A 23901-nucleotide genomic window follows, 5' to 3' on the forward strand; every position below is an offset into this window, starting at 1 on the left:
CGGCGGCAACTTTTTGTTGCCGCATTTTCGCTGTTCTGAAATCATCAGACCAGTCTTGGAGGGGCTCCCAGCATGATCAAAAAGTTTGCCATTCTCGCCATGTGCGCGACCTATCTCAGCGCGTGCACCACGACCGATCCCTATACGGGCCAGCAGAAGGTTTCGAACACGGCCGGTGGTGCTGCCATCGGCGCTGCCGTTGGCGCGCTCGGCGGTCTTGCCGTTGGCGGTTCGCCTGTCGGTCGCCGCAACGCGGCACTGATCGGTGCCGGTCTCGGCGCGCTCGCCGGTGGCGCCATCGGCAACTACATGGACCAGCAGGAAGCCGAGTTGCGGGCGCAGCTCGAAGGCACCGGCATTTCGGTGACGCGCGTCGGCGACCGCATCATTCTCAACATGCCGTCGAACATCACCTTCGCAACGGACCAGGATGCGGTGATGCCGCAGTTCTATCCCACGTTGAACTCGGTCGCGATCGTCCTGCGCAAGTTCGAGAAGACCCTGATCGACGTCAACGGCCATACGGATTCGACCGGCAGCCTGGCGCATAACCAGGCGCTCTCGGAGCGTCGCGCGCTCTCCGTGGCGAGTTACCTCAATGGCCAGGGCATCGATCCGCGCCGTGTCTCTTCGCTCGGCTTCGGCCCGAGCCAGCCGGTCGCATCGAACGCCACCCCGGATGGCCGCGCGCAGAACCGCCGCGTGGAAATCCAGATCGCACCTTTGACCGCGAACTGATTGCTACCCAGGGCTTTGCATCACGAAGGCGCCGTCCACCGACGGCGCCTTTTCTTTTACCGCATGATCAAGAGCTTGACGCCGGCGAAGGCGAACAGGGTGCCGAGAACGCCATCGATGGTGCGCCGGGCGCTGGTGTAGATCGCAAGCGCGCGTGGGGTGGAAAACAGCAGCGCATAGGCCATGAATACTGTCAGGCCGGTGGCCAGGCAGCCGCCAACGATCAGGGCCACCGCTGCCGGTGTGGCGTGGGCCGGCAAGCCGATGGTGATGATGGCCAGCCAGGCAAAGATGGCCTTGGGGTTGGTCACGTGGATTGCATAGCCCTTCAGAAACGTGGTGCGCAGCCTTTCAGGGGTGCGTTGAGTGCGCATCTGGTCGGTGTTGCTTGCCGCCGATCGGAAGGCGCGCCAGGCAAGGTAGAGCAGATAACATCCGCCGAGAACACGCAGAACGAACAGGGCCTCGGCATAATGGCTGAGGACGGCAGCGAGGCCGAGGGATGCGGCCGCGGCCCAGGTCATCGAGCCGCAGAAGATGCCGCTCGCCATGACAAGGCCATGCCGTCTGCCTTGTCCGAGCGAAGTCGAGGCGATTGCCATGGTCGCGGGGCCGGGGCTCATCACCGCAACCAGATAGACGAGATAGGCGCTGACCACCTGTGGCCAGTGAGTAAGGATATCCTGCATGCTGTTGACCCCGTTCTTTAGGCTGGCAAGGCTAGCCGGGATCGCGATGCAACACACGTCAGATGATTTGATCGATCGCTGCGAGAAGTTGATGACATTCCGCATCGGTGCCGACGGTGATGCGCAGGTAGTCCGAGATGCGTGGCTTGGCAAAGTGGCGCACCAGCACGGCACGCTCACGCAAGTCTTTCGCGAGGTCGCCGCCCGCACGGCCAGGATGTCGGGCAAAGACGAAGTTTGCCGCAGAGGGCAGAACCTCGAAACCGTGGTCCAGCAGCGCCTTGGTCAGCATCTCACGGTTGGCGACGATCTTGTCGCGGGTCTCGCAAAACCATGCTTCGTCCTCGATGGCCGCAGTCGCGGCTGCCTGAGCCAGCGTATCGAGCGGATAGGAGTTGAAGCTGTCCTTCATTCTCTCCAGTGCCACGATCAGCGGGCGTTGCCCAAGGGCGAAGCCCACCCGCATCCCGGCAAGCGAGCGCGATTTCGAGAAGGTCTGCACGACGAGAAGATTGTCATATCTGGGAACAAGCGTGGCCGCGCTCTCCGCGCCGAAATCGACATAGGCCTCGTCGATCACGACCACCTGCTCCGGATGGCTCGAAACCAGCGCCTCGATGTCATCGAGCGGCAGCGCGACGCCTGTCGGGGCATTCGGATTGGCAAGGATGATGGCGCCGCATGGGCGCTCATAGTCCGCAATGCGGATCCGCAAGGTGTCGTCGAGCGGGATTTCGTCGACCGTTACGCCGAAGAGCCGGGCATAGGTCTTGTAGAAGCTATAGGTGATGTCGGGATAGAGAAGCGGCCGATCGTGCTTCAGCAACCCGGCAAAGACGAAGGCCAGCACCTCATCCGAACCGTTGCCGACAAAGACCTGGTCTGTCGTCAGTGAGAAGCGGGCTGCGAGCCGCTGCCGAAGTGCCGTGGAGGACGGATCGGGATAAAGGCGCAGCCGATCGCCGGCCGCGGCCTGAATAGCCTCGATCACGCGCGGCGAGGGGCCGTAAGGGTTTTCATTGGTGTTGAGCTTGATCAGGCCGGGAATCTTCGGCTGCTCGCCGGCGACGTAGGGATCAAGATCGTGGACGGCAGACGACCAGAAGCGGCTCATGTCAGTTCTTCCTCGTCGCCACGAAGTGGGCGATCTCGTTCAGTGGTTCTGCGGCAGCCCCGTAGGGGAGAAGGCTTTCTTTCGCTTCGGCCACGAGCCTGTCGAGTTCTGTCGTCGCCCAGGCAATGCCGCGCATCGCGACCAGCGTGCCCTTGCCCTTGCCAGCATCTTTCCCGGTCGCCTTGCCCATGGATTGCGCATCCGCGGTCACGTCGAGCAGGTCGTCGGCAAGTTGGAACGCCCGGCCGATGATTTCGCCGAAGCGGCGCAGGCGCCGGCGATCGTCCTCCGGTCTCTGGGCAATGATGGCGCCAGCCTCGCAGGCGAATCGGATAAGCGCGCCCGTCTTCATTGCCTGGAGCGTGACGATGCCCTGTTCGTCGGGTGCCTCCGTCTCCGCCGCGAGATCGAGCGCCTGGCCGCCCGCCATGCCGCCGATGCCTGCGGCGCGTGACAGGGAGAGCACCAGCGCGATCTTGGCGCTGTCGGGCAGATCCGTTTGATCCGAGGCCAGTATGTCGAAGGCGTAGGTCAGAAGTCCGTCGCCAGCGAGGATGGCCGTCGCGTAGTCATAGGCAATGTGCACGGTCGGCTTGCCCCGGCGCAGATCGTCATCGTCCATCGCGGGCAGGTCGTCATGGACGAGCGAGTAGCTGTGAATGCATTCGAGTGCGCAGCCAACCTGGAGGGCCGCATCCTCATAGCCGCCGAAAAGCCGTGTGCTTTCCGCCACCAGAAGCGGCCGCAGCCTTTTGCCGCCATTCAGCGCGCCGTAATGCATCGCTTCCAGAAGCCGGGCGGGGCGAGCAATCTCCTCTTGCCGCACCTCGGGGCCAAGCAGATGGTCAAGCCTCTCCTCGACGGCGGATGCATAAGAGCGGAGCTTGTTTTCAAAGGCGCGTGCGGCTTGGTCCATCCCGGCTATTTGGCATGCTGCCGGGTGTCAGGCAACGGGAATTTCGACGGAAGCATGGGGACGAAGAGGGCTCGGTCTGGTCATGGGCGCGTGGGCCGGATATGGAAGGGAAGGACGGACCAGGGGCTGTGCATCTTTGCTGGATGAAAATGACAGGACGGAAGAGCGTTATCAGGCGCTTGAGGACACGGGGCGCAGCTCCGTCCGGGTTTGGCTGCGACGCATCTTCTTGGTTGTCATCTTTCTCCTTGTCGCTCCCTATCTCCTGATCGTTCTCTACCGCCCGGACTTTGTCCGCCCCATCTCCACGCTGATGCTCGCCGATCTCGTAACGCTTCAGGGTTACGATCGGCGCTGGGTGGCCTTTGACGACATTTCACCGAACCTGGTTCGCGCGGTCATGATGTCGGAGGACGGGCAGTTCTGCAGCCATGGTGGAGTCGATTGGGCGCAGCTCCAATCGGTGATCGATGACGCGATGGCCGGCGAAGCAACGCGCGGCGCAAGTACGATCTCCATGCAGACATCGAAAAATCTCTTCCTCTGGAATGGTCGGTCCTTCGTACGCAAGGCCCTTGAGCTGCCACTGGCGCTGGTATCCGATCTCCTCTGGCCGAAACGGCGGACGATGGAAGTCTATCTCAACGTGGCCGAGTGGGGTCCCGGCATCTACGGTGCGGAAGCAGCTGCCCAATATCATTTCAAGACGTCGGCTGCGAAGCTGACGCGGCAGCAGGCGGCGCTGCTGGCGGTTTCACTGCCCAATCCGATCGATCGCGTGGCCAGCAAGCCGGGCCCCGGATTGCGTCGCCTGGCAGCCGTTGTCGATCGGCGCGCACGGCAGTCTGGCGCCTATACGTCCTGTCTTTTTGACTAGGGTGCCCGTGTTTTTCCGCTCCGCAATCCGATTGCGCACGCGTGCGGCCAAAAAAATACTGCAGGGACTGGTCAAAGCCCCCAATGGCATGTATAAGCCCGCCAAATTCCGAGTTCGAGACAGGGTATGTCCGGCCTCATAGAGGCCGCTAAACCTGTTTTGCCCGTCACGTGGAGTAGTGAAAATGGCTGTACCGAAGAGAAAAACAAGCCCGTCCAAGCGCGGTATGCGCCGCTCTGCGGACGCCTTGAAGAACCCGACCTATGTCGAAGACAAGAACTCGGGCGAACTGCGCCGTCCGCACCATATCGATCTGAAGACCGGTATGTATCGCGGCCGTCAGGTTCTGACCCCGAAGGAAAGCGCATAATTCAGGCGCATTTGCTTGTTGAATAGGGCCGGCGTCATGCCGGCCTTTTGCTTTTTTGACTGAGGCATCGTTTAGTGTGCGGCAGAAGCCGCCGCCACGGGCCGGCATCTACAAACTGAGGGATTGCAGATGTTCGTTGCCGTGCCGTTGATGATTATCCCGTTCATTCTTTACAATGTCGTGATCCTAGGCCCCGGAGTGGCAGCCTTTTCGGCGACGCTTGTCGCAGTTCCCATGCTGTCAGGGGCCATCTGGACCGTCACGCTTGGCGATCTCCTGGTGGTCGCCGCACTTATCGTGCTCTTCGTCGAGATGCTGAAGTCCACCGTCAGCAGTCGTTACTCGCTGCTTAACCACATGCTGTCCATGCTCGTCTTCATTGCTTTTCTGGTGGAGTTCCTGCTGGTTCGGGACGGCGCCACGCAACTGTTCTTCAGCCTGATGATCATCGCGCTGATCGATGTGGTCGCCGGTTTTACGATATCCAACCGCACAGCTGCGCGCGACGTCTCCATCGGCCTTTGAGGCCGCTGCCATCCTCGATTCGATCCAGGCGGCGATGTTCTGTCGCCGTCTGGACGCTTAGAGGTTGTCGAGCTTGTTTTGCAGAGAACGCAACTGTTCTTTCAGCTCGTCGATGTCCTTGGCTTCGGCCTTGCGGCTCTCCTTGACCGGCTGGGATGTTGCGCCAAACGGCGAAAACATCTGCATGGCCTGGTTGAACATCTCGGTGTTGCGCTTGACCTGCTCCTCCATCATCTGCATCGGCATTTGCAGATTTTTAGACAGCGGATTGTCCCCGAACGCCCGGCTGAGCTGATCGCGCATCTGGCTTTGCTGTTCGGTAAAGGCCTTCATGGAGTGCTCGAGAAAGCTCGGCACGACCATTTGCATCTGGTCGCCGTAGTAACCGATGAGCTGCCTGAGGAAGGAGATCGGCAACAGTGTGTTGCCCGTCTTCGATTCCTGTTCGAAGATGATCTGGGTGAGAACGGAGTGGGTGATGTCCTCGCCTGACTTGGCATCCTGGACAACGAAATCCTCGCCCTTCTTCACCATCTTCGCGAGGTCTTCCAACGTGACGTAGGTGCTTGTCCCGGTGTTGTAGAGGCGGCGATTGGCGTATTTCTTGATAACGATGTCGCCATCGGTCTTGGCCATTGCTGTCTCCTAACCCGTCGATTTTTGATGGTTTTTGCTCTTCCCGTCACGAATGTAAGCGCAAATGAAGTCTGGTGACAATCTCTTTGTGCGTTGCAGGATGCGCGTTTTGATTTTTGTCATTCCGGTTGCAACCAAAGAAGGTAACGTGAGGCCTCAAGTGGTTTGACAGGGGTGCCAGTCTTTGTCAGTTTCTGCTTAACCACAACGCATCGGAGGATCCATCCATGACCACCCCGTCCATCGTGATTGCCAGCGCCGCCAGAACGCCAGTGGGTTCCTTCAACGGCGCGTTGTCCTCCGTCGCCGCGCATGATCTGGGGGCCGTCGCCATCAAGGCGGTGCTTGAGCGGGCAGGGGTTGGTGCAGACGAGGTGGACGAAGTGATCCTCGGCCAGATCCTGACTGCCGGCCAGGGGCAGAACCCGGCTCGTCAGGCTGCCATGAAGGCCGGCATTCCTCAGGAAGCCACCGCCTGGGGCCTGAACCAGCTGTGCGGTTCGGGCCTGCGTGCCGTCGCCATCGGCATGCAGCAGATCGCAACCGGAGATGCAAAGATCATCGTTGCCGGCGGCCAGGAATCCATGTCCATCGCGCCGCATTGTGCCCATCTTCGCAACGGCACCAAAATGGGCGACCTCAAGATGGTCGATACCATGATCAAGGACGGCCTGACGGATGCCTTTTATGGTTATCACATGGGCACGACGGCGGAAAACGTCGCGCGCCAGTGGCAGTTGACCCGTGACGAACAGGACGCCTTTGCCGTCTCCTCGCAGAACAAGGCGGAAGCCGCGCAGCTCGCCGGTCGGTTCAAGGACGAAATCGTGCCGGTCATCGTTCCAGGTCGCAAGGGCGATGTGACTGTCGATCAGGACGAGTACATCCGTCATGGGGCGACGCTTGAGAGCATGCAGAAGCTGAAACCCGCCTTCGACAAGGAAGGCACGGTGACGGCCGGGAATGCATCGGGGATCAATGACGGTGCGGCCATGGCACTATTGATGCCGGAAGCCGAGGCATCGCGCCGCGGGATTGCACCCCTTGCTCGGATCGTCTCCTGGGCAACTGCCGGCGTCGATCCGAAGATCATGGGCACTGGCCCAATTCCGGCTTCACGGAAGGCACTTGAAAAGGCCGGCTGGAAGATCGGCGATCTCGATCTTGTCGAGGCGAACGAGGCATTCGCCGCGCAGGCCTGCGCCGTCAACAAGGATCTCGGCTGGGATACTTCTATTGTCAACGTCAACGGCGGTGCGATTGCCATCGGCCATCCCGTGGGTGCCTCGGGTGCCCGCATCCTCAACACGCTGCTGTTCGAGATGAAACGTCGCGGCGCCAAGAAGGGACTTGCAACCCTTTGCATCGGTGGCGGGATGGGCGTTGCCATGTGCCTTGAGGCCTATTGACGCCGCGAGGTGGTTGAACGCCAATTCGTTGATTGCACTCAATTTCGACCTCTCGGTATCTGCCGAGTTCACCTGACCATGGCGAAGCGACGGGAACCGCTTCGCCCGTGGATCGACCATCGACCCAGAAAAACAAGGGGGGAAGCATATGAGCAGAGTGGCTTTGGTAACGGGAGGCACGCGCGGCATCGGCGCGGCCATTTCGCTTGCATTGAAAAATGCCGGCTACAAAGTGGCGGCCAACTTCGCCGGCAACGAGGAAAAGGCGAAAGCTTTCGAGACAGAAACTGGCATTCCCGTGTTCAAATGGGATGTGTCGAACTATCAAGCCTGCGTGGAAGGCATTGCTGCGGTGGAAGCAGCGCTCGGTCCGGTCGAGGTGCTCGTCAACAATGCCGGCATCACCCGCGATGCCATGTTCCACAAGATGACGCCTGAGCAATGGGGAGAGGTGATCAATACCAATCTCACGGGCCTCTTTAATATGACGCACCCTGTGTGGAGCGGCATGCGCGACCGCAGCTTTGGCCGGGTGATCAATATTTCCTCGATCAATGGCCAGAAGGGGCAGATGGGTCAGGCAAACTATTCCGCGGCAAAAGCCGGCGATCTCGGATTTACAAAGGCCCTGGCGCAAGAAGGCGCTGCCAAAGGCATCACCGTCAACGCCATCTGCCCGGGTTATATCGGCACGGAAATGGTTCGCGCTATCCCGGAAAAGGTGCTGACAGAGCGCATCATTCCGCAGATCCCGGTTGGAAGGCTGGGCGAGCCGGAGGAAATTGCGCGCTGCGTCGTCTTCCTGGCCTCCGACGATGCTGGCTTCATCACAGGGTCGACCATCTCTGCCAACGGCGGCCAGTTTTTCGTCTGATGCGTATTAACAACAGGAACATTAGGGAGGCCGGCGCTTGTCGCCGGCTTCATCCGTTTTTACTGCGTTCCGTTAACGGCTCGGCGGATGTCAGAGCTGAGAAGTCATTAATATCCACCGCAATGTGTGGCTAAGGTTTCGTTGTTCGACAACATCTAGCGGTGAACAAACCGGGAAACCTCTTGTGTCCGCGATTCGTCCCCACTTCGTTCCGCCTTTGATCCAAAGCTTAATTCAAGAACTAAAAAACCGCCGAACCCAGAGGGTCCGACGGCTTTGGAGTGAAGGCTATCCGAGGTTTAGCGGCAGCGTGCTTCGTAGGTGCGGCCGTAGCGGTCACGATAGACGCAGTAACCGCTGCGCTCCTGCGAATTGCCGATGAGGGCGCCAGCCACACCACCAACTGCTGCGCCGACCGCTGCGCCGCGGACGTTGCCGGTGGCAACACCACCGATGACGGCGCCAGAGGCGGCACCAATACCGGCGCCGCGCTCAGTGGCGGTGCAGGCTGCGAGAGGGGCAATGAGGGCGACTGCGAGGATGATCTTTTTCATGGTTCTTGACCTTTGAACGAGGAGTTTAAATTCGACCCATCAACATCAGGATGATGAGAATGAGCAGTACGAGTCCCAGGCCCCCTGACGGACCGTAGCCCCAGCCTCGGCTATAGCCCCAGCTCGGTAGTGCCCCGATCAGCAGAAGAATCAATATTACGATCAGAATTGTGGACATTGTTGGCCCTCTCCTTAGTCTTGGTAGATCTCGTATCGTCTGGTCTGAGAACGCCGCGTCACGGGTTTTGTTCCACGCGGTGTTGCCGAGAACGACTCGTTCTCGTGAGCATGCAGAAGCCGCGCCAAAACGCCCAGCTGCGGCGCAAGCGAGGGCGTTGCGCTGCTACTGATCGACACTGTCGCGGTAAAGGCCTTGATCGCGAGATCTGTCTCTGCACGGCGTTCGACCATCGGCAGATGTCCACACTGGTTCAGGATGACTGTCTGGGTCTGTGGTAGAAGCTTGGAAACACGCAACTGGTGCGGTGGCGGCACGATGGCGTCGTTCGCCCCCACGATGTTCAACACCGGCACCGCGATTTCCGTCAACCCGCCGAGCAGGCTGGTGGAGGACATGAAGCGGATGCAGGCGGCAATGTCCTCCGGTCGCGAGCGCAGAAGGTCGAGCCGCACGTTTTCCATGGAGCCCTTCGCCTGTTCGTTTTCCCAAGGGCAGGCGATATCGTAGACGCATTCGAGCGATCCCCAGCGGAACTGCTCGGCCGTCGAGATCCAGCGCAGGAAAAACTGCCGAAACAGAAAGGGGCCGACTTTCGGGACCCGCAGCATTTTTGCCGGCAGCCGCTCCTGACCCTCGAAGCGCCCGCAGGCGAACGCGCCCATGAGGATCACGGCGCGGACGAGATTGGGATAACGCATGGCGATCAGCAGGGACACGAAGCCGCCGGTCGAATGGCCAATCAGTGTCACCGGCTCGCCGTCGAAATCGCGCCGGATGGCGGTGGCATAGGCATCAGCGACGGCATCTGCATCAAAGCCCTGGCCAGGTTCCGTCAGGCGCCATGGGTGGTGGCCGGGTAGGGGATAGGCTGCTGATTTCCCTTGGCGTGCCACCATGGGGGCGTAGGTGCGCCAGAAGCTTGGCGCCATAACCATGCCGTGGATCAGCACGTAGTTATCGCCTGAGCTTTCTTCGGCAATCCAGTCTGGGCTTGGTGGCGGTAGCGTCATCGTCTTTACCTTTGCCCGCCAAACGACACATCGCCTGCGATTGTTCCATTGCACGCAATGGGATCGCGCTATGACGCGCTTTGCGGAAAGCGCAGTTCAACAAAGCGCCCGACGCAAATTCTTCGGTTTTTCACCATCGGACCTGAAATCGTCTTGCCTTTGACGAACTTCATGGCCATGTGTCTCGTCAACGGAAGCCGAACCCTGACCGGGAAGTATGGCCCGACCAGCGGAGCGCTCATTGAACAGCCATCCCATGATCCTGAGCGGTCGCAGCGTTACGGCAGTGCTGGGACCGACCAATACCGGCAAGACGCATTTTGCCATCGAGCGCATGGTTGCCCATGGCTCGGGGATTATCGGCCTGCCGCTGCGCCTGCTCGCACGTGAGGTCTATACCCGCGTGGTGGAGCGCGTCGGTGCGCACAATGTTGCGCTGGTCACCGGTGAAGAGAAGATCAGTCCGGCCAATGCCCGCTTCTCCGTTTGCACCGTCGAGGCGATGCCTCGTGAAACCAAGGCGGCATTCGTGGCGATCGACGAGATTCAGCTCGCCGGTGATCTGGAGCGGGGGCACATCTTCACCGACCGCCTGCTGCATTTGCGCGGCCGGGAAGAGACGCTGCTCCTCGGTTCCGCCACGATGAAGCCGATCCTGTTGCAGCTTTTGCCCGGGATCACCATCGTCGAGCGGCCGCGCCTGTCGCAGCTGTTTTATGCCGGGCAGAAGAAGATTACTCGCCTGCCGCATCGCTCTGCAATCGTCGCGTTTTCTGCTGACGAGGTCTATGCGATCGCTGAACTCATTCGCCGTCAGCGGGGTGGAGCCGCCGTGGTTCTCGGTGCACTCAGCCCGCGAACCCGCAATGCGCAGGTCGGTCTCTACCAGGAGGGCGATGTCGATTATCTCGTTGCGACCGATGCGATCGGCATGGGTCTCAATCTCGATGTGGATCATGTTGCCTTCGCTCAGGACCGCAAGTTCGACGGCTACCAGTTCCGCAATCTCAACCCCGGTGAACTGGGGCAAATTGCCGGGCGCGCCGGGCGCCACGTCAAGGACGGGACCTTCGGGGTGACGGGCCGGGTGGAGCCCTTTGACGAGGAGTTGGTGGAGCGTCTCGAAACGCACCAGTTCGACGCGCTCAAGGTGTTGCAGTGGCGCACCTCGCAATTCGACTTCTCTTCGGTCACGGCCCTTCAGCGCAGCCTCGATGTGGCACCGCGTATCGAAGGGCTGGCGCGCGCGCTGCCGGCAACAGATCAGCAGGCGCTGGAATATCTTTCTCGCTATCCCGAGGTGATCGATGTCACTGATCGACCGGAGCGTGTAGAAAAACTCTGGGAGGCTTGCGCTCTGCCAGACTATCGGCGCATTACGCCGGCACAACATGCCGATCTGATTCAGAGCCTCTATTTCGATCTGGTTCGCCGCGGCACTGTGAATGAGGATTTTCTGGCCGAACAGGTCAGGCGCGCAGACCGCACGGATGGCGAGATCGACACGCTGTCGGCGCGTATTGCGCAGATTAGAACTTGGACTTACGTTTCGAATCGGCCTGGTTGGCTTGCCGATCCGACACACTGGCAAGAAAAGACGCGGGAAATCGAAGATCGATTATCCGATGCGCTACATGAACGGTTGACGAAACGCTTTGTTGATCGCAGGACATCTGTGCTCATGAAGCGCTTGAGAGAGAATGCAATGTTGGAAGCTGAAATCAGTGTGAACGGCGACGTCTTCGTTGAAGGCCACGCCATGGGACAACTTTCCGGGTTCCGGTTCACGCCGATCTCCGGCGCCGAAGGTTCGGATGCAAAGGCCGTGCAGGCTGCGGCCTACAAGGCATTGGCGCTGGAGTTCGAAGCGCGGGCAGCGCGGCTGCATGCCGCCGGCAATGGCGATTTTGCCATCGGTTCGGATGGCTATGTCCGCTGGCTCGGTGATCCCGTCGCCCGGCTGTCCGGTACCGACCATATCCTGCATCCGCGGGTTATCCTGCTGGCCGACGAGCAACTGAGCGGCAATGCGCGCGACCACGTCGCCGCCCGTGTCGAACGCTTCGTCAATCATCATATTTCCACGGTGCTCAAGCCGCTTGACGATCTGTCGCGCGCAGAAGACCTGCAAGGTCTTGCCAAGGGCCTGGCCTTCCAGCTGGTGGAAAACCTCGGCGTGCTGTTCCGTCGCGATGTTGCCGATGACGTGAAGTCGCTCGATCAGGACGGTCGTGCTTCCATGCGCCGCTATGGCGTACGCTTCGGCGCCTATCACATCTTCATGCCCGCTCTGCTGAAGCCCGCGCCAGCGGAGCTTATCACGCTGCTCTGGGCGCTGAAGAACGATGGCCTCGACAAGCCGGGCTATGGCGATCTCATTCCGGTTCTGGCGGCGGGCCGAACCTCCGTTGTCACGACAGAGAGCTTTGAGCGCAGCTTCTACAAGCTCGCCGGCTTCCGGTTTCTTGGCAAGCGTGCCGTGCGTATCGACATCCTCGAGCGTCTGGCCGATCTCATTCGTCCGCTGCTGCAGTGGAAGCCGGGTTCTACTGCGCGCCCGGAAGGCGCCTATGACGGCCGCCGCTTCACCGCAACGACGGCCATGCTTTCCATTCTGGGTGCCACGCCGGATGATATGGAAGAAATCCTCAAGGGCCTCGGTTATCGGGCAGACAGTGTAACGGCCGAGGAAGCCGCAGCTTACCTGGCATCGCTGGGCGGAGCTGCTGCTTCAACCGAGCAGTCTGCCGAGCCCGCCGCTGATCCCGAAGCAGACGCCGATGCCGGGGATGCTACAAGCGACGCCGCAGCCGTTGCAGAGGCTGCCGCACCCGCGCCTGCCGAGACAACGGACGCTGTCGCGGCGACGGAAGAGGCATCCGAACCGAAGCCGGTCCTGTTGTGGCGTCCGGGTGGGCGTGGCGACAACCAGCGGGGTGCGGGCAATCAGCGCTCCGGCGGCGATCGCCGTCCAGGTGGCGCAGGTCCGCGCCGTGCAGAAGGCGAAGGAAAGCCGGAAGGCCGCCGTGACGATCGCCGTCGCGATGGCGCTCGCAAGGATGGACCCGAAGGTGGTCGTGGCAAGTTCGCCGGCAAGGGTGAGCGTCAGGACCGCGGTGACCGCAAGGACCGTGGACCGCGTCCCGATCGCGAGGGTGGACGTCCGCAGGGCGGCCAGCGCTTCGAGGCCAAGCCGCCGCGCAAGGACAAGCCTGTGGATCCGGATTCACCCTTCGCCAAGCTGGCAGCCCTCAAGGATCAACTGAAGAAGTAAGCATGGACGATCGACAGCCACAAAGCGGTTCGCGCCAGCGCATCGACAAGTGGCTGTTTTTCGCCCGTGTGGCAAAATCACGCAGTCTCGCGCAGGAGCGCATCTCGGCGGGCCATGTCCGGATCAATGGTCAGTCCGTACGGCAGCCAAGCTATCAGGTAAAGAGCGGGGACCGGATCGAGGTTTCCATGCCAGAGCGGGATCTGATCCTGGTGGTCAAGGGGGCCGGCGAGCGCCGTGGGCCCTATGAGGAAGCCAAGCTTCTTTACGAGGATCTTACGCCGCCGAAGCCGCCCCGCCCCTTCGGTGAGCTGGAGCAGGGCGTGCGTGCGCCGGGAACGGGCCGTCCGACCAAAAGGGAGCGGCGCGTGCTTGACGAGTTCAGGGCGCCCTGGAATGACGACGAGCGATAGAATAATTGCCTTGGCAGCCCGGCAAAATGAGAACTGTTTAACCTTGCCTTGGTTTTCAGAACGCAGTAGCTGACACACAGTTGAAGAAAGAGACTGCCGCGCAAAGCCGCCTTCGCCCTGCCGCGTGGTAGGACTGTTGCTGGTTCCGCGTTCAAAGCGTCATTCTGGAGTGTTGCATGACTTACATCGTCACAGACAATTGCGTTCGCTGCAAATACACCGACTGCGTCGAAGTCTGCCCGGTGGATTGCTTCTACGAAGGCGAGAACTTCCTCGTCATCCATCCCGACGAATGCATCGACTGCGGCGTGTGCGAGCCGGAATGTCCAGCCGAGGCGATCAAGCCCGACACTGAGCCGGGGCTCGACAAGTGGCTGAGGATCAACGCGGACTACGCCAAGATCTGGCCGAACATCACGGTCAAGAAAGAGCCGATGCCGGAAGCCAAAGAAATGGACGGTGTCGAAGGCAAATTCGAGAAGTTCTTCTCAGAAAAGCCTGGTTCGGGTGATTAACCTTTGTTCGGCGGAATCCTCGGGATTCATGTAAAATTTGCCCAATTTTCCGCCACCCCGCCCCGATGCCGTTGCATCTGTGCCGTCTTTGTGACGCGATGCAGTAAAATATTGATTTCCGCATCTTTTTGTGATAGGCTCCAGAAACTGTTCCACTTGTGCGGCATAGTTGTGCCCTGAACCATCACGAAAGCAACTTCACTTCTGCCTCGAATGACGTGAGATCGAGCGACATCGCCATGTCGCTTTATCGGCGCGAGATGGATGATTTTGCACTGTGACGCACTGGACCAGGATGTCTCGACTTAAGCGAGATGTCTCATCCGGGCCTGACCGACCCGGCGGCCGGCACCCACGCCGGGAGCAAAACAGGGAGTGTTTGATTAGAATGACGACCCAGCAGCAGAAGAAGAATTCCTCGGCACGCCACGGTTTCAAGACCGGCGAGTCGATCGTATACCCCGCTCACGGCGTGGGTACCATCAGCGCAATCGAAGAGCAAGAAGTCGCCGGCATGAAGCTCGAGCTTTTTGTCATCGACTTTGAAAAGGACAAGATGCGCCTCAAGGTTCCGGTTGCCAAGGCCGTGAGCATCGGGATGCGCAAGCTCTCCGAAACCGATTTTGTCGATCGCGCCCTGAAGGTCGTTCAAGGCAAGGCCCGCGTCAAGCGCACCATGTGGTCTCGTCGCGCCCAGGAATATGATGCGAAGATCAATTCCGGCGATCTGATCTCGATTGCCGAAGTCGTTCGTGATCTTTACCGCGCCGAAAACCAGCCGGAGCAGTCCTACTCCGAGCGTCAGCTCTATGAAGCCGCACTCGACCGCATGGCGCGTGAGATTGCTGCTGTGAACAAGATGTCTGAGACAGAGGCTGTTCGCCTCGTTGAGGTCAATCTTGCCAAGGGCCCGAAGCGCGGCAAGACCGTGGAAGAGGATGACGCGCAGGAAGAAGCTGCCTAAAGGGCACGCCCGACCAGCATTGAAAAAACCTCCGGCGAAATCCGGAGGTTTTTTTTGGTCTGCAGCAAGCGATGTCGAAGGACGTTTGCCAGGCACTGCCGCGCGGTTTGCCAATGCGCTGAGATGAAGACAGGACGTGAGATCGCGTCATCGGTCGCACTGCTCCGTGCAAAGGCTTCGCGCAGGCCTGCTGCGACGCGAAAGTGCGGTGTCAGCAGTTGCCGATGTTTGTCCAGGCCGTAAAAAACCCCGCTCGAAGGAAGCGGGGTTTCTTATTCACATATCTGTTTCCGTTATTCGCGGTTTCCAAGAAAACGCAGGAGGAACAGGAACATGTTGACGAAGTCGAGATAGAGGCTCAGCGCACCCATGATCGCCTTGCGACCAGCGGTCTCGGCGCTGTCGGCTTCGAAGTAAGATTCCTTGATCTGCTGCGTATCCCAGGCCGTCAGGCCGGCAAACAGGAAGACGCCGATGACGGAGATGGCGAAATCAAGCGCCGAGGAAGCCAGGAACAGGTTGACCAGCGAGGCGATGATCAGGCCGAAGAGGCCCATGATCAGGAACGAGCCCATTGCCGACAGATTGCGCTTCGTCGTGTAGCCATAGAGCGACAATGCGCCGAACGAGGCTGCCGTGACGAAGAACGTCTGGACGATGCTGCCACCGGTATAGATCAGGAAGATCGACGAGAGGGATACGCCCATGATCGCCGAGTAGGCCCAGAAGGTCATCTGTGCCGTCGATACGCTCATCTTATGGATGCGGAAGCTCAGGAAAAAGACCATGGCAAGTGGTGCCAGCATCACAACCCAGCGCAACGGCGAGCCGTAGATGGCCTGCGCGAAGGCAGGGCTGGAGACAGCCAGCTGGTACGTTGCAAAGGCAGCGACGCCGGTCAACGACAGGCCCAGTGCCATCAGGTTGTAAACCTTCAGCATATAGGCGCGCAGACCTTCGTCGATCATCGCGGCCGAAGGCGTATGCGCCGCGCGGCTTTGATAGTTGCGAAGTTCAGACATAGGTTCCTCTTTCAAGCTTCGGTGTTGCACGACGGGCGCTCATGCCCGAGCGCTGCTGCGAAGCTCAGCATGCGTTCCTTGAATATGAGAGTTCCCGGGGCGATGGACAAGACCCCGGTGCGGAAAACGGCAATGCGCCGTCTCCGGGGAGCGATGCGAACTAAAGTTCTCTCAAGACAGGCGCGGCTTTCTGCCCAAGAATCCGCCAAGTTCCTGCAAGGCCAATTCCGATCGTGACCACGAGGGCGATCAGCAGCGTCAGCAAGGCTACATCCGGCAGGAAGTTGGACGGCAGTTTCATGATCATTGCCAGCACGTACCAGGCAATGCCGCCTCCCGCGACCAATGCGAAGACGGCCGTCGCAATGCCCAGCAGCAGATACTCATAGGTAAAGGCACGGATCAGCATGGCTCTCGTCGCGCCGAGGGTCTTCAGAATGACCGCATCATGGGTGCGTGCGCGGTTCCCGGCGGCAAGCGCGCCAGAAAGCACAAGAACCGATGCGATGAGCGCGATAGCGGCTGCAGCCCTGATGGCTGTTGCCAACTGACCGACGAGGCGATCGACCACTTCCAAGGCATCCTTCACCCGTACCGTGGTGATGGTTGGGAAGGTGCGCGTCACCTCGCGCAGGATCGTTGCCTCCTCGGCGGGCGTCGCTTCACCATCGATCAGCGTCGCGAGCCAGGCATGTGGCGCGCCGGCAAACGTATTGGGAGAGAAAATCATGACGAAGTTCATCGACAGGCTCTCCCATTGCACGGTGCGGAAGCTGGCGAGCCTCGCGGTGATGTTGCGTCCAAGGACGTTCACCGTCACCGTGTCGCCGATCTTCAGGCCAAGCTCGCGGCCTTCCTGCTCTGAGAAGGAGACCAGCGGTTCGCCGCTATAGTCATCCGGCCACCACTCGCCTTCCGTTACAGTGCTGTTTTCGGGAACGTTGCGGGCGTAGGTGAGGCCACGGTCGCCGCGCAGAACCCAACGACCCTCCGGCGGGACCTCGAGCTTCTCGACCTCGGTTCCATTGAGCGCCAGAATCCGCCCGCGCAGCATCGGTACTTCGATCAGCTTGCCCTCAGGCGCCAAGGTTTCGACGCGCTGGCGGAAGGCGTCGATCTCGTTGCCCTGAATATCGACAAAGAAGAAGTTCGGCGCGCGCTCGGGCAAGTTTCCGGTCAACTCGCGCCGCAGGTTGCCATCAATCAGGGCGAGGGCGACAAGCAGGCTGAGACCAAGTCCCAGCGACAACGTCACCGCTGGCGTCAGCGCACCGGGACGATGAATGTTGCCGACCGCCAGCCGTAGCGCTGCGGAGTGGATGCGGGGGCTCCGTTTCGCGAGAAATGCAATGCCGTAGGCAACGAGGCGCAGCAGAACAAACCCGATCGCCATCGCCGCAAGGAAAGTGGCGGCGATCCAGCGTTGTTCGGAGCTGAAAATGGCCAGTGCCGCGATGGCTGATAGGGCTGCCCCCATGGCGAGGATGTAAGGCCAGGGTGCAAGGCCCGTTTCCTCAAAACCCTGTTCGCGAAAGAGCGCGGTTGCCGGCACCTTTCGTGCGTGGCCGAGCGGAAGAATGGCAAAGGCGAAGGTCACCAGCAGGCCGAATACCGTGGCAAGCGCCAAGGCCCGTGGATAGAGCGTAAACTCGGCAGAGATAGGCAGGATGCCTTGAAGATAGGTGGCCGTGATCAGAGGGGCAATCGCCCCAAGAACCAGGCCCAGAGCGATCCCGAGCGTCGCGACCAGTGTGATCTGGATCAGATAGACGAGCACAACGACAGAGGCGGGCGCGCCAACGCATTTCAGCGTTGCGATCACGGTCCGCTTGGAATCCAGAAAGGCTTTGACGGCATTTGCGACCCCGACACCGCCGACGATCAGGGCGGTCAGGCCGACAAGTGTCAGAAATTGCGAGAAGCGCTCGATATTTTCCGCAAGGGAAGGAGCAGCCCGATCGCTGGCACGAATTGACCATCCCGCCGTCGGAAACTCGCGCTGCGCGGCTTCGCGTATGGTGGCTGCGGTCTCGGTCGGCGTCTTGAAACGGATCTTGTAGGCGTGCTCGACGAGACTGCCTGTCGCAACAAGGCCGCTGGCAAAGAGCGCGTCGCGGCTTGTCAGAACGCGGGGCGCAAACCCGAAACCGTCGGAGATGGCGTCCGGCTCGGTGACAATCGTTCCGGTGATGCGGAAGCGGGCATTGCCGATCAGCAAGTCGTCGCCAACGCGGCTGTTCATACGCTCCAGGAGCAGCGGCGCCACCAGCGCCCCATGAATATTGCCATCAGTGGAAAGGAGTTCGGCAAGTGGGCGATCCGGGTCGGCGATCAGTTTGCCATAGAGCGGATAGGCGTCATCGACGGCCTTGATCTCGACCAGCGACTGGTCAGATCCATCTGCCAGGCGTGCCATCGAGCGCAGATTGGTCGAGAGCTGGATATCGCCATAGCGGCTGAGGAAGGCGCGCTCCTGGTCCGTGGCTTCCCGGTTGTCGAGTTCGAAACGCATGTCGCCGGCCAGCAGCGTTCTACCCTCGGAAGAGATGGCATCCGTAATTGCGCCCGAGACGGAGTTGACGGCGGCGATGGCCGCGGTGCCGAGCGCAATGCAAGCGAGAAAGATGTAAAAGCCGCGCAAGCCGCCGCGCAATTCGCGCAACGCAATCCGCAGGGCAACAGAGAACCGGGTCGAGAAGGAGGTCATGCCGGCACCGAGATCGTCAACGGCTTGCTTTCATGTCTGCTGTCGCCGGCAATCTGGCCTGATGCAACCCGGATCTGCCGGGAGCAGCGGGCGGCGAGCGACGTGTCGTGGGTGACGAGCACCAGCGTCATGCCGCGTTCTTTCTGCTTGGCAAAGAGGAGGTCGGCGATCTGTCGACCGGTCTCGGTGTCGAGATTGCCTGTCGGTTCATCCGCAATCAGAACGGCGGGGGAGGGGGCAAGTGCGCGGGCAATTGCCACACGCTGCTGCTCGCCGCCCGATAACTGGCCGGGATAATGGTTCAGCCGCTCGCCAAGTCCGACAGCCTGCAGCTCGGTGCGGGCGATGTCAAAGGCATTTCGGACATTCGCAAGTTCCAGCGGCACCGCCACGTTTTCCAGCGCCGTCATATTGGCGATCAGATGGAAGGATTGAAAGACAATCCCGATATTCTTGCCGCGGAAATCGGCAAGCCGATCCTCGTTCAGCTCGTGGAGTGGCGTGCCGCGCAGAAAAATCTGTCCGGAATCGAGGCGCTCCAGCCCGGCAAGCACCATCAGAAGTGTCGACTTGCCCGAGCCCGAGGGGCCAACGATGCCGACGGCTTCACTCTCATCGATCGCAAGATCAATGCTTTTCAAGACGTGGACTGAGGCTGCGGCATTGCCCAGGGTGAGATCAGCGCTTTTCAGTTCGATGATGGTGTTTCTCACCCGTGGCCATCCTATATCTGTTGAAACCCGTCCGCTTCATCGGCGGTATCGCTGCAATCTAGGAAAGGCACCATGAGTTTTAAAGCTGCGTTGCTTCATTTCACCGTGATCCTGGCGGGGTTCTTTGCCTTTGCAGCCACCGCATCGGCGCAAAGCCTCACCCTCGTGGGTCTTGGTGATAGTTTGATGGCTGGCTATCAGTTGCCGCAGGAGGATGCCCTGCCGGCGCAGCTTGAGCGCGTTCTGAAAAGCAAGGGGCATGATGTTACGATCGTGAATGCCGGCGTGTCTGGCGATACCTCCTCGGGCGGCCTTTCGCGAGTGGACTGGTCGGTGCCCGATGGAACGAATGGCGTCATCCTGGAGCTTGGGGCCAACGATGCGCTTCGCGGCGTCTCGCCTGAAAAGACCGAGGAGAACCTCGATCGGATCATTACGCGCCTGAAGGAGCGTAACATTCCGGTCCTTCTCGTCGGTATGCTCGCACCGCCGAATATGGGCGGAGAGTATGCGCAGTCATTCAATGCAATTTATCCGCGGCTGGCGGAAAAACACGATCTCCCGCTTTACCCTTTCATCCTTGATGGCGTGATCACCGAGGCGGGACTTTTGCTGGAGGATGGCATGCATCCCAATACAAAGGGCCTTGCCCTGATCGCCGAGCGCATGCTGCCGATCACGGAGGAATGGCTAAAGAGGGTTGAGGATCACACGAAATAGGGACTTGCACAGCGCCGCATCGCGTGATTCGCTGTGAGCACCTGCAAAAGATTCGGGGAGCGCTCCATGCCGAGATTGTTCACTGCCCTCGAGATTCCCCGCAATGCAGCCATGAGCTTGTCTCTGCTGCGGGGAGGCCTGCCCGGCGCCCGCTGGATCGACGTCGAGAACTATCACATCACTTTGCGCTTCATCGGCGATGTGGATGGACGCACGGCAGATGAAATTGTCGATCGTCTCGACAGGGTTGATCGACCGGAATTCTCACTGAGTCTTCATGGGGTCGGCTCCTTCGGCTCCAAGAAACCCCATTCGATCTGGGCCGGCGTGACCCCGGCACCCGAGATGTTTGCCCTGCAGGCGGAGATCGAGCGGATCTGCCAGCGGATCGGCTTGCCGCCTGATCCCCGCAAATTCTCACCCCATGTTACGCTGGCCAGGCTCAAGGCGTCGCGTAACGATGAGGTCGGACGTTATCTGACGGGCCGGGGCGATTTCCAGACCTTGCCGTTTACGGTCACGCGCTTTGTCCTTCTCTCGTCGCGAGACTCCATTGGCGGTGGTCCCTATCTGACCGAGGAGGTCTTTCCGCTGCATGAGGCCGGAAGGCGATCTCAGTCCGCAGTTGCTGATTATCCGCGCTTCTAGAAAGCGCCCAGAAGGGTACCGCATTTTTAAAGCCCATAGGAGGTGCTTCGATGGCGACGCTCGGTCAGGATCAGGTGCGCTCTGAGCTCTCCAGTTTGCCTGGATGGCGTCTCAGTGCGGATGGACTGGCCATCGAGAAGCAGTTTGTCTTCAGGAATTTCCGTGCAGCTTTCGCTTTCATGACTGCCTCAGCGCTGGCTGCCGAGCGCATGGATCACCATCCGGAATGGAGCAATGTCTATCGCAAGGTGGATATCCGGCTGACGACGCACAGTGCCGGTGGCGTCACCGAGCTCGATCTGAAGCTCGCTGCCGCGATGGAAGAGGCAGCTGGCGGCTGACGGGCCATTGAAATCTCGGTTTCGTCATCACATATGCTTGATCTGAACTTGGGAAGGATCGACGGACATGGATGACGTGAAAATCGGTGAAATCTTGTTGCCCGGCGACGAGGAGACCCAGGAGAGGCGGGAGAAAAAGGTCCGCGACCGCTTCTGGCCGACCTTCCGCAAGGCCGCGCGTCAAATTCCGTTCTCGCGCGACGTGGTGGCCGCCTATTATTGCGCCGTCGACAGGGAAACCCCTTTGCGCGTGCGTGGTACCCTGCTTGCAGCGCTTGCCTATTTTGTCATGCCGATCGATGTCATACCGGATGTGTTGGCCGTTGTCGGCTTCACCGATGACATCGCAGTTCTGTCGACCGCGATTGCCATGATCAATCGGAACATCAAGGAGCGGCACTATGATGCCGCCGACGATGTGCTGGCAGATCAACCTGATCGTGTGTGATTGTCAGCGAATTGTGGATGGACGGGCAGTCGTAAAAGGCCGGCGAAGCCCAAATCTCGCCTAAATCATTGCTTCTACATCGGGCGTGTCCGGTGGACTGAAGATCTCACACCATGTAGGCCGCGATGTCAGGCCTCTCAACATCGCGACACCAAATCGGAACTCGTTCACGGTTTGGTAAGGTAAATAAAGTCAAACTGAAGACAGTTTTTGACGATGCGCGCCTGACCGAGGTTTGGCGCCGTATGCAAACAACCGGCAGGAAGACATGTTCGTAAGACGTAGCGTAACCGCATTGGCAATCATTCTGGCGAGCAGCGGACTCGCCAACGCACAATCTCCGACGCGCATCGAGCAGTTCAAGGCCTGGGGTGCCTATTCGTACAAGGCTGGAAATAGCACTGTATGCTACGTGCTTTCGGTCCCGACTGCGAAGGAGCCCGCTTCGGTCAATCACGGCGACATCTTCTTCGTCGTTTCGCAGCGTCCGGGCCAGAACATCTCATACGAGCCTCAGGCCATGATGGGCTATCCGATGAAGGGTGACTCAAAGGTCAAGGTGACGATTGATAGCAAGAGCTTCGTCATGTTCGTCAAGGAAAGCTCTGCCTGGGTCGAAAATGCTGCGGAGGAGCCGGCACTGGTGGCTGCCATGAAGGGCGGCACCAACATGACCGTGGAAGCGACCTCGGCACGTGGAACGGCGACAAACTACACTTATTCGCTCTCCGGCATATCGGCGGCGCTTCAGAAGATCCAGAACTGCAAATAATCGATGCTGGGTTTCCAATTGTGCGAGGGCCGGTCTATCCGGCCCTCGTTGCGTTTTACCATTCCGTCTGTTGGCGGGGTGACGAATTGCAAAAAAGCTGCTAATTGCGCCCGAACATGGGAAATTCAGCTGTTGGCAATATCCCAAACCGAATTCACACAGTGCCAGGTTTGAGCCGCTCCGGGAGAGCAGGCTGATAGCTGTGGCATCGAGGTCTTGCACATGACTGTCACCGTGACTCTTCCTGAGCGAAATTCTGCGACGGCCTCCGCACGTCCCGTCGCGTTTGCCGAGAAGCCAAGCCTGATCGGCCTCGATCGCGAAGCGATGGGCCAGGCGCTGCGCGAGAAGGGCGTGCCGGAGAAGCAGATCAAGATGCGGGTCTCGCAGATCTGGAACTGGCTCTATGTGCGTGGTGTGTCGGATTTCGACCATATGACGAATGTTGCAAAGGACATGCGCGAGTTGCTCAAGCAGCATTTCACCATCGCCCGACCTGAGATCGTCGAGGAGCAGGTGTCGAACGACGGAACGCGCAAGTGGCTTCTGCGCTTCCCGCCGCGCGGTGCGGGCCGCCCGGTCGAAGTTGAGAGCGTCTATATCCCGGAGGAGGGGCGCGGTACGCTCTGCATATCGAGCCAGGTAGGCTGCACGCTGACCTGCTCCTTCTGTCATACGGGCACGCAGAAGCTCGTGCGCAATCTGACGGCGGAAGAGATTCTCGCCCAGCTTCTGCTGGCCCGAGACAGGCTCGGCGATTTTCCCGATCGCGATACCTCTGTCGGTGCGATGGTTCCCTCCAGCGATCGCAAGGTCACGAACATCGTGATGATGGGCATGGGCGAACCACTCTACAATTTCGAAGAGGTCAAGAAAGCGCTGCTGATTGCCTCCGATGGCGACGGGCTGTCATTGTCGAAGCGCCGGATTACGCTCTCCACGTCTGGCGTCGTGCCGGAAATCTACCGGACGGGGGAAGAGATCGGCGTGATGCTTGCCATTTCGCTGCATGCCGTGCGCGACGATCTGCGCGACATTCTCGTGCCGATCAACAAGAAGTATCCGCTGGCGGAGCTGATCGAAGCCTGTCGCAACTATCCGGGTCTGTCGAATGCCCGGCGCATCACGTTCGAATATGTGATGCTGAAGGACATCAACGACAGTCTGGAGGATGCCAAGCGTCTGGTGCAGCTGCTCAAGGGCGTGCCGGCGAAGATCAACCTCATCCCGTTCAACCCTTGGCCGGGCACCAACTACCAGTGCTCCGACTGGGCGCAGATCGAGAAATTTGCCGATTTCATCAACGCAGCCGGCTTTGCCTCGCCGATCAGAACGCCTCGTGGACGTGATATCCTCGCGGCTTGCGGCCAGCTGAAATCGGAATCCGAGCGCATGCGCAAGACGGAGCGTCTGGCATTTGAGGCGATGATGATCGCCGGTCACGGTGAGGATGACGATTGAGCGCAGGGCA

The 23901-nt window shown here is 59.9% G+C and carries 26 protein-coding genes; 16 read left to right on the top strand and 10 right to left on the bottom strand.

Annotated features, from left to right (window positions below):
* The first annotated feature begins 72 nt into the window (after positions 1–72).
* Positions 73–738 carry a YiaD family glycine zipper/OmpA-like lipoprotein gene (locus FAA97_RS13750; protein ID WP_136599116.1) on the top strand — a complete coding sequence of 222 codons (666 nt, stop codon included), beginning with the start codon at positions 73–75 and terminating at the stop codon, positions 736–738.
* Positions 739–794: 56 nt separating this feature from the next.
* On the opposite strand, the gene FAA97_RS13755 is transcribed toward FAA97_RS13750, so the two are convergent.
* The 3 genes from FAA97_RS13755 to FAA97_RS13765 are packed head-to-tail and all read right to left on the bottom strand — an operon-like array spanning position 795 to position 3457.
* The gene (locus FAA97_RS13755) at positions 795–1427 is read right to left on the bottom strand and encodes a LysE family translocator (protein ID WP_136599117.1); all 633 of its coding nucleotides are present in this window, start codon (positions 1425–1427) and stop codon (positions 795–797) included.
* A gap of 58 nt (positions 1428–1485) precedes the next feature.
* Positions 1486–2541, bottom strand: a complete 1056-nt coding sequence (gene hisC, locus FAA97_RS13760; RefSeq protein WP_136599118.1) for a histidinol-phosphate transaminase — start codon at positions 2539–2541, stop codon at positions 1486–1488.
* 1 nt (position 2542) lies between these two features.
* Positions 2543–3457, bottom strand: a complete 915-nt coding sequence (locus tag FAA97_RS13765) for a polyprenyl synthetase family protein (RefSeq protein ID WP_136599119.1) — start codon at positions 3455–3457, stop codon at positions 2543–2545.
* A gap of 82 nt (positions 3458–3539) precedes the next feature.
* Here FAA97_RS13765 and mtgA point away from each other — a divergent pair, with 82 nt between their 5' ends.
* From mtgA to FAA97_RS13780, 3 genes are all read left to right on the top strand, one after another.
* A complete protein-coding gene (gene mtgA, locus FAA97_RS13770; protein ID WP_136599120.1) occupies positions 3540–4334 on the top strand; it encodes a monofunctional biosynthetic peptidoglycan transglycosylase in 795 nt (264 codons plus the stop codon).
* 184 nt (positions 4335–4518) lie between these two features.
* On the top strand, positions 4519–4704 hold the full coding sequence (gene rpmF / locus FAA97_RS13775; protein WP_027487079.1) for a 50S ribosomal protein L32: 186 nt from the start codon (positions 4519–4521) through the stop codon (positions 4702–4704).
* 129 nt (positions 4705–4833) lie between these two features.
* Positions 4834–5229 (top strand): hypothetical protein, encoded by a 396-nt coding sequence (locus tag FAA97_RS13780; protein ID WP_136599121.1) that lies wholly within the window; start codon positions 4834–4836, stop codon positions 5227–5229.
* A gap of 57 nt (positions 5230–5286) precedes the next feature.
* Here FAA97_RS13780 and phaR read toward each other — a convergent pair whose 3' ends face one another.
* Positions 5287–5865 (bottom strand): polyhydroxyalkanoate synthesis repressor PhaR, encoded by a 579-nt coding sequence (gene phaR / locus FAA97_RS13785; RefSeq protein WP_136599122.1) that lies wholly within the window; start codon positions 5863–5865, stop codon positions 5287–5289.
* 227 nt (positions 5866–6092) lie between these two features.
* On the opposite strand from phaR, the gene FAA97_RS13790 reads away from it, so the two are divergent.
* Together FAA97_RS13790 and phbB are read left to right on the top strand one after the other, a co-directional pair.
* A complete protein-coding gene (locus FAA97_RS13790; RefSeq protein WP_136599123.1) occupies positions 6093–7274 on the top strand; it encodes an acetyl-CoA C-acetyltransferase in 1182 nt (393 codons plus the stop codon).
* A 148-nt stretch (positions 7275–7422) separates the two neighbouring features.
* Positions 7423–8148: a beta-ketoacyl-ACP reductase gene (gene phbB, locus FAA97_RS13795; protein WP_136599124.1), complete on the top strand. Its 726-nt coding sequence runs from the start codon at positions 7423–7425 to the stop codon at positions 8146–8148.
* Between the two features lie 299 nt (positions 8149–8447).
* Here the strand turns inward: phbB and FAA97_RS13800 are convergent, their stop codons facing one another.
* Genes FAA97_RS13800 through FAA97_RS13810 form a run of 3 tightly spaced genes read right to left on the bottom strand, consistent with a single transcriptional unit; the run spans position 8448 to position 9893 of the window.
* Positions 8448–8702, bottom strand: coding sequence for a glycine zipper domain-containing protein (locus FAA97_RS13800; RefSeq protein ID WP_136599125.1), 255 nt, complete (start codon positions 8700–8702; stop codon positions 8448–8450).
* Positions 8703–8727: 25 nt separating this feature from the next.
* A complete protein-coding gene (locus FAA97_RS13805; protein WP_082511155.1) occupies positions 8728–8880 on the bottom strand; it encodes a DUF3309 family protein in 153 nt (50 codons plus the stop codon).
* Positions 8881–8894: 14 nt separating this feature from the next.
* The gene (locus tag FAA97_RS13810) at positions 8895–9893 is read right to left on the bottom strand and encodes an alpha/beta fold hydrolase (protein WP_136599126.1); all 999 of its coding nucleotides are present in this window, start codon (positions 9891–9893) and stop codon (positions 8895–8897) included.
* Positions 9894–10149: 256 nt separating this feature from the next.
* Here FAA97_RS13810 and FAA97_RS13815 point away from each other — a divergent pair, with 256 nt between their 5' ends.
* From FAA97_RS13815 to FAA97_RS13830, 4 genes are all read left to right on the top strand, one after another.
* A complete protein-coding gene (locus tag FAA97_RS13815) occupies positions 10150–13167 on the top strand; it encodes a helicase-related protein (protein WP_136599316.1) in 3018 nt (1005 codons plus the stop codon).
* A gap of 2 nt (positions 13168–13169) precedes the next feature.
* Positions 13170–13580, top strand: coding sequence for an RNA-binding S4 domain-containing protein (locus tag FAA97_RS13820; RefSeq protein WP_136599127.1), 411 nt, complete (start codon positions 13170–13172; stop codon positions 13578–13580).
* 176 nt (positions 13581–13756) lie between these two features.
* The gene (gene fdxA, locus FAA97_RS13825) at positions 13757–14095 is read left to right on the top strand and encodes a ferredoxin FdxA (protein WP_136599128.1); all 339 of its coding nucleotides are present in this window, start codon (positions 13757–13759) and stop codon (positions 14093–14095) included.
* 388 nt (positions 14096–14483) lie between these two features.
* On the top strand, positions 14484–15059 hold the full coding sequence (locus FAA97_RS13830) for a CarD family transcriptional regulator (protein ID WP_136599129.1): 576 nt from the start codon (positions 14484–14486) through the stop codon (positions 15057–15059).
* A 293-nt stretch (positions 15060–15352) separates the two neighbouring features.
* Here the strand turns inward: FAA97_RS13830 and FAA97_RS13835 are convergent, their stop codons facing one another.
* From FAA97_RS13835 to FAA97_RS13845, 3 genes are all read right to left on the bottom strand, one after another.
* Positions 15353–16081: a Bax inhibitor-1/YccA family protein gene (locus FAA97_RS13835; protein ID WP_136599130.1), complete on the bottom strand. Its 729-nt coding sequence runs from the start codon at positions 16079–16081 to the stop codon at positions 15353–15355.
* 160 nt (positions 16082–16241) lie between these two features.
* Positions 16242–18788 (bottom strand): ABC transporter permease, encoded by a 2547-nt coding sequence (locus FAA97_RS13840; RefSeq protein WP_136599131.1) that lies wholly within the window; start codon positions 18786–18788, stop codon positions 16242–16244.
* On the bottom strand, positions 18785–19501 hold the full coding sequence (locus FAA97_RS13845; RefSeq protein WP_136599132.1) for an ABC transporter ATP-binding protein: 717 nt from the start codon (positions 19499–19501) through the stop codon (positions 18785–18787). Before FAA97_RS13845 ends, FAA97_RS13840 begins: the two co-directional genes overlap by 4 nt.
* A gap of 72 nt (positions 19502–19573) precedes the next feature.
* Between FAA97_RS13845 and FAA97_RS13850 the strand changes: the two genes are divergently transcribed.
* The 6 genes from FAA97_RS13850 (at position 19574) to rlmN (ending at position 23891) form a co-directional block, all read left to right on the top strand.
* The gene (locus tag FAA97_RS13850) at positions 19574–20221 is read left to right on the top strand and encodes an arylesterase (RefSeq protein ID WP_136599133.1); all 648 of its coding nucleotides are present in this window, start codon (positions 19574–19576) and stop codon (positions 20219–20221) included.
* Positions 20222–20287: 66 nt separating this feature from the next.
* Positions 20288–20869, top strand: a complete 582-nt coding sequence (thpR, locus tag FAA97_RS13855; RefSeq protein ID WP_136599134.1) for an RNA 2',3'-cyclic phosphodiesterase — start codon at positions 20288–20290, stop codon at positions 20867–20869.
* Positions 20870–20919: 50 nt separating this feature from the next.
* Complete coding sequence (locus FAA97_RS13860; RefSeq protein ID WP_136599135.1) at positions 20920–21210, top strand: 4a-hydroxytetrahydrobiopterin dehydratase; 291 nt, start codon at positions 20920–20922, stop codon at positions 21208–21210.
* Positions 21211–21277: 67 nt separating this feature from the next.
* Complete coding sequence (locus tag FAA97_RS13865; protein WP_136599136.1) at positions 21278–21658, top strand: YkvA family protein; 381 nt, start codon at positions 21278–21280, stop codon at positions 21656–21658.
* Between the two features lie 268 nt (positions 21659–21926).
* Positions 21927–22430 (top strand): invasion associated locus B family protein, encoded by a 504-nt coding sequence (locus tag FAA97_RS13870; protein ID WP_136599137.1) that lies wholly within the window; start codon positions 21927–21929, stop codon positions 22428–22430.
* A gap of 222 nt (positions 22431–22652) precedes the next feature.
* On the top strand, positions 22653–23891 hold the full coding sequence (rlmN, locus tag FAA97_RS13875) for a dual-specificity RNA methyltransferase RlmN (RefSeq protein WP_246041462.1): 1239 nt from the start codon (positions 22653–22655) through the stop codon (positions 23889–23891).
* Positions 23892–23901: the final 10 nt, after the last annotated feature.

This window comes from Peteryoungia ipomoeae (genome assembly GCF_004912165.1).
GTDB lineage: Bacteria > Pseudomonadota > Alphaproteobacteria > Rhizobiales > Rhizobiaceae > Allorhizobium > Allorhizobium ipomoeae.